This is a genomic window from Kribbella sp. VKM Ac-2568, assembly GCF_004345365.1.
In the GTDB taxonomy this organism is placed as follows: Bacteria; Actinomycetota; Actinomycetes; order Propionibacteriales; family Kribbellaceae; genus Kribbella; species Kribbella orskensis.
On sequence record NZ_SLVF01000001.1, the window covers coordinates 719,678 to 738,995 of the forward strand.

At 68.1% G+C, this 19,318-nt stretch carries 19 protein-coding genes and 1 pseudogene; 17 read left to right on the top strand and 3 right to left on the bottom strand.

Annotated features, from left to right (window positions below):
• Positions 1-90: 90 nt before the first annotated feature.
• The 6 genes from EV648_RS03440 (at position 91) to rplL (ending at position 4,863) form a co-directional block, all read left to right on the top strand.
• On the top strand, positions 91-1,110 hold the full coding sequence (locus EV648_RS03440) for a sugar kinase (RefSeq protein ID WP_132284853.1): 1,020 nt from the start codon (positions 91-93) through the stop codon (positions 1,108-1,110).
• The gene (locus EV648_RS03445) at positions 1,107-1,844 is read left to right on the top strand and encodes an IclR family transcriptional regulator (RefSeq protein WP_132284855.1); all 738 of its coding nucleotides are present in this window, start codon (positions 1,107-1,109) and stop codon (positions 1,842-1,844) included. Before EV648_RS03440 ends, EV648_RS03445 begins: the two co-directional genes overlap by 4 nt.
• A 15-nt stretch (positions 1,845-1,859) precedes the next feature.
• The gene (locus EV648_RS03450) at positions 1,860-2,264 is read left to right on the top strand and encodes a RidA family protein (RefSeq protein WP_132284857.1); all 405 of its coding nucleotides are present in this window, start codon (positions 1,860-1,862) and stop codon (positions 2,262-2,264) included.
• A gap of 60 nt (positions 2,265-2,324) precedes the next feature.
• Entirely contained in the window at positions 2,325-3,512 is a 1,188-nt protein-coding gene (locus EV648_RS03455; protein ID WP_132284859.1) for an MFS transporter, read from the top strand.
• A gap of 271 nt (positions 3,513-3,783) precedes the next feature.
• The gene (gene rplJ, locus EV648_RS03460; RefSeq protein ID WP_132190594.1) at positions 3,784-4,407 is read left to right on the top strand and encodes a 50S ribosomal protein L10; all 624 of its coding nucleotides are present in this window, start codon (positions 3,784-3,786) and stop codon (positions 4,405-4,407) included.
• Between the two features lie 69 nt (positions 4,408-4,476).
• Entirely contained in the window at positions 4,477-4,863 is a 387-nt protein-coding gene (gene rplL / locus EV648_RS03465; protein ID WP_132284861.1) for a 50S ribosomal protein L7/L12, read from the top strand.
• A 1,048-nt stretch (positions 4,864-5,911) separates the two neighbouring features.
• On the opposite strand, the gene EV648_RS03470 is transcribed toward rplL, so the two are convergent.
• The 3 genes and pseudogenes from EV648_RS03470 to EV648_RS45025 form a co-directional block, all read right to left on the bottom strand.
• Positions 5,912-7,375 carry a PhoX family phosphatase gene (locus EV648_RS03470; protein ID WP_132284863.1) on the bottom strand — a complete coding sequence of 488 codons (1,464 nt, stop codon included), beginning with the start codon at positions 7,373-7,375 and terminating at the stop codon, positions 5,912-5,914.
• An 81-nt stretch (positions 7,376-7,456) separates the two neighbouring features.
• Positions 7,457-7,735: a hypothetical protein gene (locus EV648_RS43010; RefSeq protein WP_199234402.1), complete on the bottom strand. Its 279-nt coding sequence runs from the start codon at positions 7,733-7,735 to the stop codon at positions 7,457-7,459.
• A 28-nt stretch (positions 7,736-7,763) separates the two neighbouring features.
• Positions 7,764-8,153: pseudogene (locus EV648_RS45025) on the bottom strand (adenosine deaminase); the annotation flags it as partial.
• 304 nt (positions 8,154-8,457) lie between these two features.
• On the opposite strand from EV648_RS45025, the gene EV648_RS03480 reads away from it, so the two are divergent.
• From EV648_RS03480 to EV648_RS03530, 11 genes are read left to right on the top strand one after another with little or no spacing between them, the layout of a single operon-like run.
• Entirely contained in the window at positions 8,458-9,405 is a 948-nt protein-coding gene (locus tag EV648_RS03480) for an ABC transporter ATP-binding protein (protein ID WP_132284865.1), read from the top strand.
• Positions 9,402-10,175: an ABC transporter permease gene (locus EV648_RS03485; protein WP_132284867.1), complete on the top strand. Its 774-nt coding sequence runs from the start codon at positions 9,402-9,404 to the stop codon at positions 10,173-10,175. The genes EV648_RS03480 and EV648_RS03485 overlap by 4 nt, the downstream gene beginning before the upstream one ends.
• Before the next feature lie 2 nt (positions 10,176-10,177).
• Complete coding sequence (locus EV648_RS03490; protein WP_132284869.1) at positions 10,178-11,008, top strand: ABC transporter permease; 831 nt, start codon at positions 10,178-10,180, stop codon at positions 11,006-11,008.
• A 4-nt stretch (positions 11,009-11,012) separates the two neighbouring features.
• Positions 11,013-12,329 (top strand): MCE family protein, encoded by a 1,317-nt coding sequence (locus EV648_RS03495; protein WP_132284871.1) that lies wholly within the window; start codon positions 11,013-11,015, stop codon positions 12,327-12,329.
• Positions 12,326-13,357 carry an MCE family protein gene (locus tag EV648_RS03500; protein ID WP_132284873.1) on the top strand — a complete coding sequence of 344 codons (1,032 nt, stop codon included), beginning with the start codon at positions 12,326-12,328 and terminating at the stop codon, positions 13,355-13,357. The genes EV648_RS03495 and EV648_RS03500 overlap by 4 nt, the downstream gene beginning before the upstream one ends.
• Entirely contained in the window at positions 13,354-14,367 is a 1,014-nt protein-coding gene (locus EV648_RS03505; protein ID WP_132284875.1) for an MCE family protein, read from the top strand. The genes EV648_RS03500 and EV648_RS03505 overlap by 4 nt, the downstream gene beginning before the upstream one ends.
• A gap of 35 nt (positions 14,368-14,402) precedes the next feature.
• Positions 14,403-15,584: an MCE family protein gene (locus EV648_RS03510; protein ID WP_241994847.1), complete on the top strand. Its 1,182-nt coding sequence runs from the start codon at positions 14,403-14,405 to the stop codon at positions 15,582-15,584.
• A complete protein-coding gene (locus EV648_RS03515) occupies positions 15,581-16,792 on the top strand; it encodes an MCE family protein (RefSeq protein ID WP_132284877.1) in 1,212 nt (403 codons plus the stop codon). Before EV648_RS03510 ends, EV648_RS03515 begins: the two co-directional genes overlap by 4 nt.
• Complete coding sequence (locus EV648_RS03520) at positions 16,789-18,081, top strand: MCE family protein (RefSeq protein ID WP_132284879.1); 1,293 nt, start codon at positions 16,789-16,791, stop codon at positions 18,079-18,081. Before EV648_RS03515 ends, EV648_RS03520 begins: the two co-directional genes overlap by 4 nt.
• Positions 18,078-18,629 (top strand): hypothetical protein, encoded by a 552-nt coding sequence (locus EV648_RS03525; protein ID WP_241994848.1) that lies wholly within the window; start codon positions 18,078-18,080, stop codon positions 18,627-18,629. The genes EV648_RS03520 and EV648_RS03525 overlap by 4 nt, the downstream gene beginning before the upstream one ends.
• Positions 18,629-19,303 carry a hypothetical protein gene (locus tag EV648_RS03530; protein ID WP_132284881.1) on the top strand — a complete coding sequence of 225 codons (675 nt, stop codon included), beginning with the start codon at positions 18,629-18,631 and terminating at the stop codon, positions 19,301-19,303. Before EV648_RS03525 ends, EV648_RS03530 begins: the two co-directional genes overlap by 1 nt.
• Positions 19,304-19,318: the final 15 nt, after the last annotated feature.

Consider the following 19,318-nt stretch of genomic DNA (forward strand, 5'->3'; position numbering starts at 1 on the left):
GCATATGACGCAACAGTCGTTGCGCATTCTGACGTCTCGGTTGTAGCATCGCGCCAGAACTCCGTCAACGCAGCGGTGAAAGGACACCCGATGGTCGACCTGGCACCGCGTGCGGTCTGCCTCGGTGAGGCGATGATCATGCTCGCCACCGAGACCGGTGCCCCGCTGGAGGATGCCGAGACGTTCCGGCGCTCCGTGGGCGGCGCCGAGTGCAACGTCGCCGGCGGGCTGGCTGCGCTGGACATCCCGACCGGCTGGATCTCGCGCGTCGGGGCCGACGGCTTCGGCCGCCACGTACTGCGCGACCTGCAGGTCCGTGGTGTGGAGGTCGGCGCAGTCGAGGAGGATCCGGTCCGGCCGACCGGGCTGTACGTGAAAGACAGTGTCGGCGGCCGCACCCGGATGCACTACTACCGCTCCGGCTCCGCAGCGTCGGCCATGGATGCGAACTTCCTCGATCGGCCGGCCGTGCGGAGCCGCTTGGCCGGCGCCGAACTCGTGCACACCACCGGGATCACCGCGGCCATCTCGACCACCTGCGCGGAGATGCTCGATCGCCTGGCTGCGTTGAAGGAGACCCAGGGCTTCACCTTGAGCGTCGACCTCAACTGGCGTCCTGCATTGTGGCGCGACGCCGATCCGGCTCCGCTGTGGCGACTGCTGCGCGCGGCCGACGTCGTACTGATCGGGGCGGACGAGGCGATGCTGTTCGCCGGGACCAGTGATCCCGCCAAGCTGCGCGAACTGCTCGGGCCTCGATCGACGATCGTGGTGAAGTCGGACGCGCACATCGCCCTCGCGTTGGAGCCGGATGGTCGTCGTACGGAGGTTCCGGCGCTCACTGTCGAGGTGGTGGAGCCAGTTGGGGCCGGGGATGCTTTCGCCGCCGGGTTCCTGGCTGGGACCTTGCAGGGCGTGCCGATGGAGCAGCGGCTGCGGCTGGGGCACCTGAGCGCCGCTGCGGTGCTGGCCGTCCGTCAGGACCACGCGGCTCCGCCTCCGCCCGCTGTCCGGCAGGCGTTGCTCGCCTGCCCGGACGAAGACTGGGCCGCGACACAGGTCGGTTCTGCCGGTATCAAATCTGCAGCCCTGGTGGGAGGTGCGGTGTGAGTCAGAGCCTGGCCAGAGCCCTGCAGATCCTGGCGAGCCTGGGAGAGGGCGACCGCTCGCTCGACCAGCTCGCAACAGAGTTGGACGTGCACAAGACGACAGTGCTGCGCCTGCTCCGCACGATGGAGGCCGAGCGCTTCGTCCGCCGCGACGAGTCGCACCGGTACCGGTTGGGCTCGCGGCTGTTCTCTTTGGCGGATGCGGCCCGCGAGCAACACGTAGTACGGGCTGTTGCCGCGCCGCACCTGCGGCAGCTCAATCAGAAGACCGGGCAGACCGTGCACCTGGCGGCGTATGAGAACGGGCAGGTCATCTACATCGACAAGCTCGACAGTGTGCAGTCGGTCCGGATGTACTCGCAGATCGGCGTCCCGGCGGCGCTGCACTGCACCGCGGTCGGCAAGGTCCTGCTGGCCGCTCAGCCGAAGCGGCAGCGCGAGGCTCTGCTGGCCAGCATCGACTATCACCAGTACACACCGAACACGATCTCCGGCCCGGACGAACTGCGCGACGAGCTGGACCGGGTCCGGGCACAGGGCTGGGCCCACGACCGGGCCGAGCACGAGTCCTTCATCAACTGCATCGGAGCGCCGATCGCCGACCGCTCCGGCCGGGTGGTGGGAGCCGTGTCCGTCTCGGTCCCCGACGTCCTGCTCAACTATGAGCAGGTGCTCGAGCTGCTGCCCGACCTGCTCGCCACCGCGGCGGCCATCGGCGCCGACTACACCAACTGATCGAGAGGAACTCCTATGACCGACAAGACCGTCATCTCCACCCCCGCCGCCCCCGCGCCGATGCCGGTGTTCTCCCAGGGAGTCCGCAAGGGCAACATCCTGCAGGTGTCCGGCCAGGGCTCGGTCGACCCGGAGAGCGGCCAGTTCGTCTTCGAAGGTGACGTGAAGGCGCAGACCACCCGGGTGCTGCAGAACGTCGAGGCGATCCTGAAGGCCGGCGGCGCCACCTTCGACGACGTCGTGATGCTGCGCGTCTACCTGACCACCCGCGACAACTTCGTCCCGATGAACGACGCGTACGCCGAGTTCGTCGGCACCCGTACTCCGAGCGGCGTGCTGCCGTCGCGGACCACCGTCTTCACCGGCCTCCCGCTCGAGCCCATGCTGGTCGAGATCGACGCCCTCGCGGTCCTGTCCTGACCCATCCGACCCGCGGGACCAGCGTCTCATCAGATAGTTGAGGATGGGACGATAGACCGGATGGCAGACCCCGTCAGTCTCTGGAAGATCGCTCCCTCGGTCTATCTGCCCGCGCTGCTGTACGGCATCGGCCAGGGGGCGATCGCTCCCGTTGTCGCTCTGTCCGCCCGCGACCTGGGTGCCTCGTTCGCGGGCGCCAGTCTGGTCGTCGCCGCGGCCGGCGTCGGCCAGGTGATCGGAGACATCCCCGCCGGTGCGCTCACCACGAGGATCGGCGAGCGCCGCGCGATGCTGCTCGCCACCGGCCTCGTCTCCGTCGCACTGGTCGCCTGCCTGGTCGTCCCGACCGTCTGGGGTTTCGCCGTCGCGATCGGCGCGACCGGCCTGGCCGGTGCAGTCTGGGGTCTCGCCCGGCAGGCCTACCTCAGCGAGGCCGTACCCCTGGAGATGCGGGCGCGGGCGCTGTCCACGCTCGGTGGCGTCCAGCGGATCGGGTCGTTCATCGGGCCGTTCCTAGGTGCCTTCGCGATGAAGTTCCTCGGCACCGACGGCGCCTACTGGGTCCATCTGGTCGCCGCGGCCCTCGCCTGCGTGGTGCTGCTCAGCCTCCCCGACCTCGAGTCCGTACGCCGGAGTCGCGCCGGCCGCCCGGTGGTCATGCAGTCCACCCGCGCCGTCATCCAAGAACACCTCCCTGTACTGCGGACGCTGGGAATCGGCGCCCTCCTCGTCGGCGCCGTCCGGGCGTCCCGGCAGGTGGTGATCCCGCTCTGGGCTGAGCACATCGGGCTGGATCCGCAGACGACGAGTCTGATCTTCGGGATCTCCGGGGCGGTCGACATGCTGCTCTTCTATCCGGCGGGTTCCGTGATGGACCGGTTCGGACGCAAGTGGGTCGCCGTACCGTCCATGCTCGTGCTCGGTCTCGCGCACCTGTTGCTGCCGTTGACGCACTCGGGTGCGGCGCTGACCGCGGTCGCGCTGCTGATGGGAATCGGCAACGGGCTCGGCGCCGGGGTGATCATGACGCTCGGCGCGGACGCGTCCCCGCCGGTCGGCAGGGCGCAGTTCCTCGGCGCCTTCCGCCTCTTCGCCGACACCGGCAACGGCGCCGGGCCGTTCCTCATCGCGGCGGTGACGGCTCTGTCCAGTCTGGCCCCGGCTGTACTGTTCATGGGGCTCACGGGTTGGGCCGCGGCCTTCGCCATGAGCCGCTGGATCCCGCCGCGTCCCCAGGCTCCGCAGTAGCGTTCCCCAGACGCTGTGGTAGCTGGCCCGGTAACCGATTTGGCGGCGGCGTCACGGCCGGTTACTCTTGAGGCTGCCGAAGACCGCTGGTCGTTGCTCCCGGAGCAACTGAAGGTCCCACAAGCTCGTGGGCGGCCCGCGCAGGTGACAAGTAAGTGAGAGTAGTTTCTTCACGCCCTTGCGCCTGCGCAGGGGCGTTTTCGATTTCTGCGGGTCCTGGCCGGTGCGGCAACGAAGCCCAACCCTGTGATTGCAGGGCGGAAGGAGACCCATGGCGAGGCCGGACAAGGCAGCCGCCGTCGCAGAGCTCACGGAGAACTTCAAGAGCTCTAACGGCGCCGTGCTGACCGAGTACCGCGGACTCACTGTGGCGCAGTTGCGGCAGTTGCGCACTACGCTCGGTGACGACGTGAACTACGCCGTGGTGAAGAACACGCTGACCCAGATCGCGGCCAAGGACGCGGGAGTGGAGTCGTTCGACTCGCTGCTGCAGGGTCCGTCGGCCATCGCCTTCATCAAGGGCGACCCGGTGGTCGCGGCCAAGGGGCTGCGTGACTTCGCCAAGGCCAATCCCCTTCTCGTCATCAAGGGCGGTGTGCTGGACGGCAAGGCACTCAGCTCCGACGAGATCAACAAGCTCGCTGACCTGGAGTCGCGTGAGGTTCTCCTCTCGAAGCTCGCAGGTGCGATGAAGGCGGCCCCGCAGCAAGCGGTGTCGCTGTTCGCTGCTCCGCTGTCGCAGGCCGCGCGCCTTTTCGCGGCGCTGCAGGACAAGCTGCCGGCCGGCGACGCCCCCGTGGCGGACGAGGCTCCGGCTGCGGAGGCCGTGCAGGACGCACCGGCCGACGCACCTGCCGAGGCGAGCACCGAGGAGACCGCGTCAGCCGACAGCTGACCCGTTCGAATCACGCAGGACCCCAGTCAGTAATCACCTAGCAACACACTTATCGGAAGGACCGCCAAAATGGCGAAGCTCAGCACCGAAGAGCTGCTCGGCCAGTTCAAGGACCTCACCCTGCTCGAGCTCTCTGAGTTCGTGAAGGCCTTCGAGGAGGAGTTCGGCGTGACCGCCGCCGCTCCCGTCGCAGTCGCCGCGGCCCCGGCCGCCGGTGGCGGCGCCACCGAGGAGACCGTCGAGCAGGACGAGTTCGACGTCGTTCTCGAGTCGGCCGGCGACAAGAAGATCCAGGTCATCAAGGAGGTGCGCGGCCTCACCAGCCTCGGCCTGAAGGAGGCCAAGGACCTCGTCGAGAGTGCGCCGAAGGCCATCCTGGAGAAGGTCGACAAGGCTGCCGCGGAGAAGGCCAAGGAGGCCCTCGAGGGCGCCGGCGCCACCGTCACCCTGAAGTGACCCGTGCGGCCCAGCCGCACATCCAGTAGTACCCGCGAAGGGCGGTCCCACCAGGGACCGCCCTTCGTCACGTCCGGCCGACTCACGGTCCGGCCGACTCACGGTCCGGCCGACTCACGGTCCGGCCGGCGTCGCGACGAGGGCCGGGGAGGCGGGCTCGCCGGCGCTCTCGCCACGAGGCTCGCCACCGGGCTCGGAACCAGGCGAGGAGACCGACCCAGGCTGCGGCCCAGAGCCAGCCGGCCAGCAGGTCGGACAGGTGGTGCCGGCCAAGCTCCAGCTGCGAGAGCCCGACAGCATCAGCACCGCAGCGCCCACGACCGCCAGCCGCCGAACAACCCGTCAGCACCCGGCCAATTCGCCTGCCGAGCGCAGGCGGCGTACAGCCACGGACACCTGGAACACCTCGCGGCGACCGAGGACGCCTCCTGGGGCCCTGAGGTGTCGGCCGCCGGTGCGGTTGTGGGGACCTGGGACACCTTGTGGGACCGGGGTCGTCTTCTGGGGGCGCGAGGTGCCGGCAGCCGGTGCGGTGGTGGGGACCTTGGACACCTTTTAGGGACTGGGGACAGGCTGTGTCGTGTCCGAGGTCCCGGTTTGGTGTCCGAGGTCCCACCTTGTGCACCGGGTGAGCGCCCGAGGTGCCGGGGGCTGCTCCAGCGGTGCACGAAATGCCGGTTCGGCGGGGTCCTCCGCCGCCGCGGCCCCGGCCGGGTGTCCGAGGGGCACTTTGTGCACCGGGTGAGTGTCGGGGGCGGCGGGATCTGCTCAGGCGGTGCACAAGGTGCCGGGTTTCGGGCAGCCCCAGGCCCAGCCCCAACCCCAGCCCCAGCCCCAACCCCAGCCCCAGCCTCAGCCCAGCCCCAGCCCCAGCCGTCCGGGGTCGAGGACCTGCCCGGCTTTGGACGAGGCAGCTCGTCGGGCTTGTGGGTGGAGGAGTGGGGCTTTGTCGCCACACCTCTCAGCCGAGCGGGCCCAGCTCACTGAGGTCACTCACAGCTCGCATGGCCCGCTCCACCAACCAACCGCCGATCAACCAATGGCCGGGTCAGACGCCGATTCGTTGCCAGGGGCCCCAGATGGCGAAGCTCAGGCCGCGGCTGGCCTGGATGTTGACGAACAGGGTGTGCCCGTCCGGGCTGAACGTCGAGCCGGCGAACTCGTCGCCGGACCGGTCCGCGCCGGTGCTGTCGGTGAGCCGGTTCAGGGCGATGTCCCAGAGTTGCCCGCCGCGGGACAGACCGCGCAGGTAGTTGTCCTCGGTGTTGTCCTCACAGAGCACCAGCGTGCCCCGCTTGCTGGTCGTCACGTTGTCCGGGAAGTCCAGCGTCGACCGGTTCGGCGACTGGTAGATCAGCTGCAGCTTCCTCGCCCGGGTGTGGTACGCCCAGATCTGGCCGAAGCCGTTGCCATAACCGCCGACCGGATCCGGTCCGGTCTCCGCGGCGCCACCACCCTGGGTCGAGCAGAAGTAGACGACATTGCGGTCGTAGACCTGACCCTCCAGCCGCGAGAAGTACGCCGCACCCTGCGCGCGGCCCTGATCACCGACATACACCAGGGCCTGGTCGTTGGTCGTCGGCGCGGTCTGGCCCGGCGTGTACGGGAACCGCGGCGCCGGGTCGTCGATGTCGACCCAGGTCACGTCGTACGTCGCCCGCTTCGGCTGCTCGGCGGCCAGGTTCAGGTTCGGACGGCCACGGACGGCGAGCATCTGCAGCCGGCCGCCGTCCTCGAGCCGGCCGCGCTTCATCGGATTCCGGCGCGGGAGATAGCGGTAGAACCCGGACGGGAAGGCGAAGTTGTCCTCGGTCAGGTAGAGGATCCCCGCCTTGGGGTCGAAGGCGACGGCCTCGTGGGCGAACCGGCCCGCCTGGGTGATCGGCTGCCGGTCCGACTGGCCGCCCGCCGGGACCTCGAAGACGAATCCGTGCGGCTTGGTCAGCGGCACGTTCGACGCCCCGGTGAAGTCCGGTCCGACGTCGGGACCGTTCACCGTCTCCTCGCAGGTGACCCAACTGCCCCACGGCATGATGCCGCCGCTGCAGTTCATCATCGTGCCGTTCAGGCTGGTGTACGCGTCGACCACTTGGCCGAACCGGGTCACCTCGACGGTCGTCGTACCGCTCTGCGCCTGAGTGTCGTACGGCGTCCCCGGGCCGAACGGGGCGCCCGGGTTGTTCACCTCGTGGTTGCGGACCAGCAGCACGTTGCCGTGGGCCGACGGGAACGCGCCCATGCCGTCGTGCCGGCCGGGCAGCCGGGTCCCGTCGGTCAGCACCACCGGGAACTCCGTGTCGTGGAACGACCGGTACGAGAACCCCTCCGGCAGGTGCAGCCGCACCTTGCCGTCACGCATGTCCGGGATCGCCCGCAGCGCCCGGAACGGCGCCTTGCCCTTCGGATCCGCCACCGCCTGCTGGGCCACGAATCCCTGGAACGGCCCGGCGGCGACGAGGCCGCCCGCGACCGCCATGCTTCCCCTGAGGAACGTCCGACGTTCGATGCTCATCTGTCCTCTCCCTCCCTGAGGGTCCTGCCGCCGACGCTAACTCTCGGCAAGCCTCACGGACAGCGCTGAGCGACCGCCGCGTCAGCCCAGCCAGACGTCGATGTCGCTCAGTGCTCGCACGATCACCGGACCGGGTGCGGCCGAGCTGACGAAGGAGGTCCGGGCAACGTCGGCGAGCGCTTCGTCCGACAGCCCGAGCACAGTCCGGCAGACCTCGTACTCCGCGACGAGATCCGAGCCGAACAGCAACGGGTCGTCCGCGTTGACCGAGCACCGCACGCCCGCATCCAACAACTGGGGCAGGGGGTGCTCCGCCAGCAGCCTCGACAAACGCCTCGGGCCCCGCGGCAGCCTCGTCACCGTCGATCCCGAACCCGACGACGCCGCGCCCGACCCGACTGACAGCCAACCGCGCGACCTCCTCAGCAGCGTCAGCCCCGAGTCCGCGGTTGGCAGCCACCACGACCCCGAATCCCACGCCGGTGGCGGTTCCCGCGGCCAGGCCGGCATCGAGGACCACGTCCAACCCGTCCGCGTCCGAGCCGAGCCGCCCACCGAGCAGACCCGGCCACATCGACGGCTCGATCCAGCGAACGCCCTGGTCAGCGGCATCCTCGACGATCTCGGTGATCAACCGCCGGACGTCCGCCTCGGTCCGCAGGCAGCCGGCCGCCGCGGAGATGGTCGCCATGAACGCGTCGAACGATCCGAAACTGGTCGGCAGCGGCGCCCGTACGCCGTACCGGGCGGCCAGTTCCGCCAGCGTGGAAGGGCGCATCGCGCCGTCCACATGCAGGTGGAGATGGGCTTTGGGCAAGGCCTTGAGATCTTTCACTCAACAGAGTCAAGCAATACCAGTACGCAGCCGGTGCGGTAGGTCCATCGTCGCCGCGGAGGACCGGCGTTCTAGGATCTCGGGCAGCCGCGGTGCGTGACCGGAGCGTGACTCATTGGTCATCGACACTTGACACACAGGGGTTACGGAAATAAGTGACTCGTGCGTAACCTAGGCAACCGCGCCCTCGTTGAACCGGCGAAAGCACGTCGGTCAGGGCTGCACAACGAACCCGTGAGGAGGACCGGTGGGCGTAGAAGTCCGCGTCGAGGGACTGACCAAGTCCTTCGGAAGTCAGCTGATCTGGGGCGACGTGTCCCTGACGCTGCCCGCCGGTGAGATCTGCGTGATGCTGGGCCCTTCCGGCACCGGGAAGTCCGTATTCCTGAAGACGTTGATCGGCCTGCTCAAGCCTGACAAGGGCCACGTGCACATCGAGGGCGTCGACATCGCCACCTGTTCGGAACGCAAGCTCTACGAGGTGCGCAAGCTGTTCGGCGTGCTGTTCCAGGACGGCGCGATGTTCGGCTCGATGAACCTCTACGACAATGTCGCCTTCCCGCTGCGCGAGCACACCCGCAAGTCCGAGTCCGAGATCCGCTCCATCGTAATGGAGAAGATGGAGATGGTCGGTCTGGTCGGCGCGGAGAAGAAGCTGCCCGGCGAGATCTCCGGCGGGATGCGCAAGCGGGCCGGCCTGGCCCGCGCGCTGGTGCTGGAGCCGGAGATCCTGCTCTTCGACGAGCCCGACTCGGGTCTCGACCCGGTCCGGACCGCGTTCTTGAACCAGCTGATCATCGACCTGAACGAGATGACCCAGGCGACCTGCCTGATCGTCACCCACGACATCAACACCGCCCGCACGGTGCCGGACAACATCGGCCTGCTGTACCACCGGCACCTGGCGATGTTCGGACCGCGCGAGATGCTGCTGTCCAGCGAGGAGCCGGTGGTCCGCCAGTTCCTGAACGCGCAGCGGGTCGGCCCGATCGGCATGTCCGAGGAGAAGGACGCCGACGAACTGGCCCGTGAGGCCGACCAGGAACTGCCGCCGCTGCCGCCGATCCCGGTGCAGCAGTTGCCGAGCAGCGGGATGATCCGGCCGACCCAGCGGCCGCCGGGACAGTGGTGTGCCGAGAACGGCGTGACACCTCCGCCGGGCAGCTTCGCCTCCGATGTGGTGGGGGCTACGTGACTGTTTCTGCGACCGCCCCGCTGAAGCACGCAGGATCTCTCTTCGCTTTCGCACTCGACACCGCCCGGGCCTCCGTCCGGCGGCCGTTCCAGCTGCGCGAGTTCCTGCAGCAGGCCTGGTTCGTCGCCAGCGTGACGATCATCCCGACCGCCCTGGTCGCGATCCCGTTCGGCGCGGTGATCGCGCTGCAGGTCGGCGGTCTGATCAAGCAGTTCGGCGCGCAGGCCTTCACGGGGTCGGCTGCCGTGCTGGCCGTGGTCCGGGAGGCGTCCCCGATCGCGACCGCGCTGCTGATCGCCGGCGCCGGGGGGTCCGCGATCTGCGCGGATCTCGGCGCCCGCAAGATCCGCGAGGAGCTCGACGCGATGATGGTGCTCGGCATCGACCCGATCCAGCGCCTCGTCGTACCGCGGGTGCTGGCCACCATGCTGGTCGCCTTCTTCCTGAACGGCTTCGTCAGCGTGGTCGGCGTGATGGGCGGCTACGTCTTCAACGTGGTCCTGCAGGACGGCACGCCCGGTAGTTATATAGCCTCCTTCACCGCGCTCGCCCACCTGCCGGACCTGTGGCAGGGCCAGGCGAAGGCGCTGGTGTTCGGTTTCATCGCCGCGGTGGTCGCGTCCTACAAGGGCGTCAACGCCGGCGGCGGTCCGAAGGGCGTCGGCGACGCGGTGAACCAGTCCGTCGTGATCACCTTCATGCTGCTGTTCGTCGCGAACTTCTCGATGACGGCGATCTACTTCCAGCTCGTCCCACCGAAGGGGGCCTGAGCATGTCAGCCCTCGTCGACACCCTGGTGAAGAAGCCGCTGCACTCGCTCGACCGGCTCGGTGAGCAGCTCGCCTTCTACCTCAAGGCGCTGGCCTGGTCCGGCAAGTCGATCACCCGCTACCGCAAGGAGATCCTGCGGCTGCTGGCCGAGGTGACGCTGGGCACCGGCGCCCTCGCGGTGATCGGCGGCACCGTCGGCGTGATCACCTTCCTGGCCTTCTTCACCGGCACCGAGGTCGGCCTGCAGGGGTACTCGGCCCTCAACCAGATCGGCACCTCCGCCTTCGCCGGCTTCGTCAGCGCCTACATCAACACCCGCGAGATCGGCCCGCTGATCGCCGGCATCGCGCTGGCCGCCACCGTCGGCTGCGGGTTCACCGCCCAGCTCGGTGCGATGCGGATCAGCGAGGAGATCGACGCGCTCGAGGTGATGGCGATCCCGTCGCTGCCGTTCCTGGTCACCACCCGGATCATCGCCGGCCTGATCGCCGTCGTCCCGCTGTACGTCGTCGGCCTGCTCGCCTCGTACTTCGCCACCCGGCTGACGGTGACCACGTTCTACGGGCAGAGCACCGGGACCTACGACCATTACTTCCACTTGTTCCTACCACCAGGGGACGTGCTCTGGTCGTTCGGCAAGGTGCTCGTCTTCGCGGTTCTGGTGATCCTGGTGCACTGCTACCACGGCTATCACGCGACCGGCGGTCCCGCCGGAGTCGGCGTCGCCGTCGGCCGCGCAGTACGGACTTCCATCGTCGTCATCAACGTCGTCGACCTGCTGCTCTCGATGGCCATCTGGGGTACCACGACCACGGTCAGGCTGGCGGGGTAGCGCGATGACCAGACGAGTACTCGGCACGGCCTTCATCGGGTTGCTCTGCTTCCTGCTCTGGCTCACCTACGCCTTCTACGCGAAGATCTTCACCGACACGGTCGACGTGAAGCTGCAGACCAGCCACATCGGCCTCCAGCTGAACCGGCACGCGGACGTGAAGCTGCGCGGCATCATCGTCGGCGAGGTGCGCAGCGTCGCCACCGACGGCGACACCGCCACCGTGGAGCTGGCGCTGAAGCCGGACCAGGTCAGGGAGATCTCCAGCCAGGTCAGCGCGCGGATCCTGCCGAAGACGCTGTTCGGCGAGAAGTACGTCGCCCTCGTGCCGCCGCAGGGCGGGCAAGGCCGGTCGATCCGGGCCGGCGACGTGATCTCGCGGGACAAGACGGCGGTCGGCATCGAGATCGAGAAGGTGCTGAACGACGCGCTCCCACTGCTGCAGGCGGTCGACCCGGCGGACCTGAACGCCACCCTGAACACGCTGGCCACGGCGCTGGAGGGACGCGGCTCCGAGATCGCCGAGACCCTCACTCAGCTGGACGGCTACCTGAAGAAGCTCAACCCCAGCGTGCCGAACCTGATCGCCGCGCTGACCAAACTGACCCAGGTGTCCCAGCTCTACGGCGACGTGACGCCGGACCTGGTCCGGGCCCTGCGCAACCTGACCATCACCGGCAACACCGTGGTGGAGAAGGAGCAGCAGCTGCAGAAGTTCTTCACCGACGTGCAGACGCTGTCGACCACCGGTGACACCTTCCTGAAGCAGAACGAGGACCGGGTGATCCGGCTCGGCGAGGTGAGCCGGCCGATCCTGGACCTGCTGGAGCGGTACTCCCCGGAGTTCCCCTGCTTCCTCAAGGTGATGACGGACACCGCGCCGATCCTGAACGACACGTTCCGCGACGGCGCCCTGCACATCAACCTCGAGCTGATCACGAACCAGCCCACGCCGTACCAGCCGAACGAGCTGCCGGCGTACCGGGACAAGCGCGGGCCCACCTGCGTCGGCAGGAACTACAGCCACCCGGGCGCGAAGCCGGGTCCCTACACGCAGCAGAACCCCGCGCCGTACCTCACCGGTGACGACGGCGTGATCGGCGACCACAACAAGGAGAGCCGCTTCCCGCTGAACCTGCAGCTGAACCGGGCGATGCCAGGGTTCGCGCTGGACACCGGCGGCGCGGGCACGCCCGCGGAGCAGAAGGTGATCGACTCCTTCGCCGGCCCCGCGATGGGCATCCCGGCGACCGACGTACCGGACCTGACCACCCTGATGATCGGCCCGCTCGTCCGCGGAGGCCAGGTGAACCTAAGGTGACCCTGCTGGACAAGAAGACCTCGATCGACACCGTGCGGCTGGCGATCTTCGTGGTGGTCACCACCATCGCGACCGCGCTGCTGGCCGTCACCATCGGCAACATCAGCTTCAACGCGACCACGAAGTACCGGGCCGTGTTCACCGACGTGGTCGGGCTGAACAAGGGCGACGACATCCGGATCGCCGGCGTTCGCGTGGGCCAGGTCGACAAGATCGCCATCTACCAGGACACGTTGGCGATGGTCACCTTCAGCGTCGACTCCGACCAGGTCGTCGACACCTCGACCCACGCGACGATGCGCTACCGGAACCTCGTCGGCAACCGCTACATCGCGCTCACTGAGGGCGTCGGCGGCGGCACCCGGATGAAGGGAGGAGGCCTCATCGACAAGGACCGTACTGCGCCCGCTCTCGACCTGTCGGTGCTCTTCAACGGGTTCAAGCCGCTCTTCACCGCGTTGACCCCGAAGGACGTGAACCAGTTCGCGTTCGAGGTGATCAAGGTGCTGCAGGGTGAGGGCGGCACGATCGAGAGCCTGCTCGCGCGGACCGCGTCGCTGACCACCACCCTGGCCGACGCGGACCAGGTGATCGGCGACCTGATCACCAACCTGACCTCTACGCTGCAGATCGTCTCGCAGCGGCAGCAGAACTTCTCCGCGCTGCTGGTGAACCTGCAGAAGTTCATCACCGGGCTGAGCCAGGACATCAACCCGATCCTCGGCTCGCTCGGCTCGATCAACTCGCTGAACACCAAGACGGCCGGCCTGCTGCAGCAGACCCGGGTGCCGCTGAAGGCGGACCTGGACCGGCTGCGCCAGGTGTCCACCACGCTCGACGACACCCAGGGCATCTGGGTCAAGACGCTGCAGAACATGCCCGGCAAGCTCGAGACGATGACCCGGACCGCCTCGTACGGCTCCTGGTTCAACTTCTACCTGTGCGGCTTCGACGGCAACGTCACCCTGCCGATCGGCACCCGCATCCCGGTCAGCTACGACAACAACTCGGCGAGGTGCGCCAAGTGAAACCCTTCAGGGAGCAGAACCAGGTCACCATCGGGGTGGTCGGGCTGACCGTGATCGGGCTGGTCATGCTGGCCGCGTTCAAGGCGCAGGACCTGCCGTTGATCGGCGGCGGCACGAAGTACTCCGCGCAGTTCTCCGAGGCCGGCGGACTGAAGCCGAACGACGAGATCCGGGTCGCCGGAGTTCGCGTCGGTCAGGTCCGCAAGGTCGATCTCGAAGGTACGCACGTCCGGGTCGACTTCGTCGTCGATCGCGGGGTCAAGCTGGGCGACAGGACCGGCGCCGAGATGAAGATCAAGACGCTGCTCGGGCAGAAGTACCTGAAGCTGAACCCGGCCGGTGACGGCGAGCTCAAGGAGGGCTCGGAGATCCCGCTGGACCGGACCGTCTCGGCGTACGACGTGGTCGACGCGTTCACCGATCTGGCCAACACGACCGAGCGGATCGACACCGTCCAGCTGGCGAAGGCCCTGGACACGTTGTCGGCGACCTTCAAGAACACCCCCGAAGAGGTGCAGGCCTCGCTGACCGGGCTGTCCCGGCTGTCCCGGAACGTTGCCAAGCGCGACGACGAGCTGAAGAAGCTCCTGCAGCACTCGGACGTGGTCACCAAGATCCTGGCCGACCGGAACCAGGAGCTGATCAAGCTGATGAAGGACGGCAACACCGTGTTCCAGGCGGTGCAGGCGCGGCGGGCGCTGATCCACCAGTTGCTGGTGTCGACGCAGAAGCTGTCCGCGCAGATCACCGCGCTGGTCCGGGAGAACCGCAAGGACCTGGCGCCCACGCTGCAGAAGGTGAACGCCGTCCTGGCCACCCTGCTGAAGAACCAGAACGCCCTCGATGCCAGCATCCGCGGCCTGGCGCCGTACGCCCGGGTCTTCACCAACACCCTCGGCACCGGCCCATGGTTCGACACCTACGTGCAGAACCTGGTCCCAGTCCCGGAGATCCCGCTGCCCGCCGTCTTCCCGCCCGGGTTGCCGCCGATCCTGGGAGGTGGCCGATGAGGCGACCGGGGCGGTGGGGTGGGGAAGGTGTCAAGATGGCCTCCTTCTCACGGTTGGTTGCGATCGGCGTCGTCCTGGTGGTGCTCGCCGTCAGCGCGATCTCGCTCTGGCCGCACCCCGAGCGCGTCTCCGCGACGGCGTACTTCCCGCGCGCGGTGAGCGTCTACCCCGGCTCGGACGTCCGGATCCTCGGGATCAAGGTCGGCGAGATCGAGAGCGTCACCCCGGCCGGTCGCGCTGTCCGGGTGAAGTTCTGGTGGGAGGCCAAGCACAAGGTGCCGGCCAACGCGAAGGCGGTGATTGCCTCGCCGTCGATCGTTGCCGACCGCTACATCCAGCTCACCCCGGCCTACTCCAAGGGCGACGTGATGGCCGACGGCGCGGAGATCCCGCTGGACCGGACCGCCGTACCGCTGGAGCTCGACCAGATCTACCAGAGCCTGAACGACCTGTCCGTCGCGCTCGGCCCGAAGGGAGCGAACGACCAGGGCGCCCTGTCGCGGCTGCTGGACGTCTCCGCGGCGAACCTGAACGGCCAGGGCAAGAAGCTGAACCAGACCATCACCGACGTGTCGACGCTGACCCAGACGCTGGCGGGCAACTCCAAGAACCTGTTCGCCACGATCCGGCAGTTGCAGACGTTCGTGTCCGCGCTGGCCGCGAACGACACCCTGGTGAAGCAGTTCAACACCAACTTCGCCGCCACCTCGACCACGCTGGCAGGTGAGCGCAAGGACCTCGCCGCGGCGCTGTCCACGCTGGCGACCGCGCTCGGTGAGGTGGCTGCGTTCGTGAAGGACAACCGCGGGCTGCTGAAGACGACCATCTCCGGTGCCACCGACGTCTCCCAGATCCTGGTCAAGGAGAAGGCCGCGCTGGCCGAGATCATCGACACCGCGCCACTCGGCCTGGGGAACCTGGCCCGCGTTTACAACCCGCAGTTCGGCACGCTGGACCAGCGGATCAACCTGGCCCAGCTGGACGACCCGGCGACCTTCATCTGCTCGCTGCTGCTGCAGGCCAACCAGCCGCTGTCCGCCTGTTCCGCGCTCAAGCCGGTCCTCGCCGCCCTGCCGAAGCTCCCGCTGCTCAGCGGCATCACAGGCTCCGGCGGCCCGGCCGGCACTCCGTGGGCTCCCGCCCCGAAGCCGAAGCTGCCGAGCCCGGACAACGTCGACGAGACCCTCGGCGGCCTGGTCCCGGGAGGTGCCCGATGAGGCGCCGTACCGCGGTAGTGGCCGGCGTGGTCGCGATGGGCACGGTGCTGACCGGGTGCGACTTCAGCATCTACTCCCTGCCGTTGCCGGGTGGCGCCAAGATCAAGGGCCCGTCGTACTCGATCACCGTCGAGTTCTCCGACGTGCTGGACCTGGTCCCGAAGTCGTCGGTGAAGGTGGATGACGTCACCGTCGGCACGGTCCAGAAGGTCTGGCTCGAGGGCTACGTCGCCAAGGTGAAGCTGAAGCTGCCGAAGAGCGTCGACCTGCCGGACAACTCCCGCGCGACGATCCGGCAGACCAGCCTGCTCGGCGAGAAGTTCGTCTCGCTGGCACCGCCGACCGGCGACGAGAAGCCGCGCGGCAAGCTGGAGAACGGCGAGCTGATCCCACTGTCGCGGACCACCAGCAACGTCGAGGTCGAGGAAGTGCTGTCGGCGCTCTCGCTGCTGCTGAACGGCGGCGGCGTGGCCCAGCTGCAGATCATCACCCAGGAGCTGAACAAGGCGCTGACCGGGAACGAGCCGGCCATCCGCAGCGTGCTGACCCAGCTGAACACCTTCGTCGGCACCCTGGACAAGAACAAGCAGCAGATCGTCACCGCGATCACCGCCGTGGATGCGCTGGCGAAGAAGCTGAACGCGCAGAAGGCGACCCTGGCGACCGCGATCGACTCGCTGCCGAAGTCGATCGCCACCCTGGACAAGCAGCGCGCCGCGCTGGTCAAGACGCTGCAGGCGCTGGCCAAACTGGGCAACACCGCGACCCGGGTGATCACCGCGTCGCAGAAGGACCTGGTGGCCAACCTGCAGTCTTTGTACCCGCTGCTGACCAAGCTGGCCGAGGCAGGGGAGAACCTGCCGAAGTCGCTGGAACTGCTGCTCACCTACCCGTTCCCGGATGCCGCGGCCAAGGCCGTCAAGGGTGACTTCACCAACCTGGACATCACCCTCGACGTCAACACCAAGAAGGCGCTGGAAGGCATCGTCGGGCTCAAGCTGCCGAACGTCGGGCCGAACGCGTTGCCGACCGGCAACGTCAGCCTCCCGCTGCACAACCCGCCGAAGTTGCCGTCGTTGCCGGTGCCGACCGGCGCCACGACGACCTGCATCACCCTGCTCGGCCTCCCGGTCTGTACGCCGAAGCTGAACCGCTCCGCGTTCGACCCGGAACTGGCGAAGGTCCTGATGCCGGGGGTGGCCAAGTGATCAGCAAGACGGTCCGGATCCAGCTGATGGTGTTCCTGCTGATCACCGTCGTCGGCGTCGCGTACGTCGGCGGCAAATACGCGCAGGTCGACCAGTTGCTCTTCGACGACGACTACACGGTGAGCGCCAGCTTCGCCGAGTCCGGCGGCATCTTCAGCGGTGCCGAGGTGACGTACCGCGGCCAGCCGGTCGGCCGGGTCGGCAAGCTCGAGCTGCTCTCGGACGGCGTCGAGGTCGACCTGGACATCGACAAGCGGGTGAAGATCCCGAACGACCTGGTCGCGGTGGTCGCGAACCGCTCCGCGATCGGCGAGCAGTACGTCGACCTGCAGCCGCGCCGCGACAACGGCCCGTACCTGCAGGACCGGTCCAAGATCGCCCGGCAGGACACCGCGATCCCGATCGACACCACCGAGCTGCTGCTGAATCTCGACCAGCTGGTGAACTCGGTCGACAAGAACAGCCTGAAGACCACCGTCAAGGAGCTCGGCGACGCGCTGCGCGGCAAGGGCAGCGACCTGCAGAAGATCATCGACAGCTCCGGGCTGCTGATCAACGACGCGGACGCGAACATCCTGCAGACGATCAAGCTGATCAACGACGGCAACACCGTGCTCGCCACCCAGGTGGCCAGCGGCGACGCGATCAAGACCTGGGCGAAGAACCTCGCGCTGCTGTCCGACACCCTGGTCAGCTCGGACGCGAACCTGCGCTCCGTGATCGACAACGGTTCGGCCGCCTCGCAGCAGGTGACCGCCCTGATCCAGGAGAACCGGGCGGACATCGCGGTGCTGCTCGGTAACCTCCTCACGGTGAACGAGATGACCGCGGTACGCCTGGACGCCGTCGAGCAGCTGCTGGTGGTGTACCCGGCGGTCGCGATGGGCGGTTACGTCGTACCGGCGAAGGACCCGGGGACCGGGCACTACGACGCGCACTTCGGCCTGGTGCTCGGCTTCAGCCCGCCTGCCTGCCGGGCCGGCTACAACGGCACCGACAGGCGGGTCCCGCAGGACACCACGAACAAGCCCGCCAACACCAAGGCCGGCTGTACTGCATCACCCGGGTCCGGCGTGAACGTCCGCGGCTCGCAGAACAAGCCGACCCCGTCGTCCCGTTCGGACGCGAACAGGATCGGCTACGGCGTCGGGTACGACCCCGCCACGGGAGCCGCCGGAGGCACCGGCGGCATGCCCGAGCTGGTGCTCGGCTCGACCGGCGGCCAGGAGGAACTGCTCGGCAAGGACTCCTGGAAAGCCCTGATTCTCGGACCGGTGAGCGGCAAGTGACTACTACATCCACCCTTCTGCCCGGCAAGACCGCAGGCGACGGCGACAACCACGACCCCGGCTCCGGCCGTAAGCGCTTGGTTGCGGTCTGGGCACTCAGCGTGCTGCTGCTGATCGCGCTCGTCGGCGCGATGCTGGCGATCTTCGCGATCCGCCGCCAGACCACCAGCGACGAGGACCGCGCGGCGGCGATGCAGGCGGCCCGCCAGTTGGCCCTCGACTTCACCACCTATGACTACAAGACCTGGGACGCGGACTCGAAGCGGGTGCTCGACGACGCCACCGGGCAGTTCAAGGAGGAGTTCGCGGCCGGCTCGAACTCGGTCAAGGCCGAGGTGCTGACCAACCAGGCGACCTCCAAGGGTGACGTGAAGGAGGCCGCGGTGGTCTCGAACGACAAGGACTCGGCCCAGGTGCTGGTGATCGTGAACGCCGTGGTGACGAACACCGCCAGCAAGGACGGCGTCGAGCGGCGCTACCGGATCAAGCTGGACATGGTCCGGGAGAAGGACCGCTGGCTGACCGCGGACTTCCAGGTGGTCGGCTGATGGCCCGCCGGATCGCCGGTCAGCGGCGCGGCACCGACCGCCGGACCGAGACCACCGAGGTGACTCAGGCCACACCAGACGCTCCCGAGGTGGTTTCGAAGCCTTCCCCGGAGGCTCCCGAAATTACTGAGAGTGAGCAAACGGAGGAAGTAAAGGCTTCCGAGACTGTTCGAAAGGACCCCGCTCCGGGCGGGCGGGTCACGCTGATCCTGTCGGCGGTCCTCGCCGTTCTGGTCGTGCTGATCCTGGCGCTCGGCGGCGTTCTCGGGATCAAGGCGCTGAAGGGCCGGGAGGCCGAGGACGCCCGCGGCCAGGCGGCGACGGCGGGCCGGAAGGCGGCCGAGACCGCGCTCAGCTACGACTACCGCACGCTGGACAAGAGTTTCGCGGCCGCCCGGGCGACCATGACACCGGACTTCGCGGCCAAGTTCGACGACACCGCCAAGGTGGCCGGCGAACTGGCCGCCAAGACCAAGGCCACCGTCCGCGCCGACGTCCGGGAGGTCGGCGTCCGGGACGGGGACGCGGACCGGGTCACGCTGATCATCTTCGTGAACCAGACCACCACCAGCACGATCACACAGGGTAAGCCCCGGGTCGACCTGAACCGGACGAGATTCACAATGGTCCGAAACGGGGATCAATGGCTGGTCCAGGAGATCGCCGGACTGTAGTCTCTTTGTGACTCC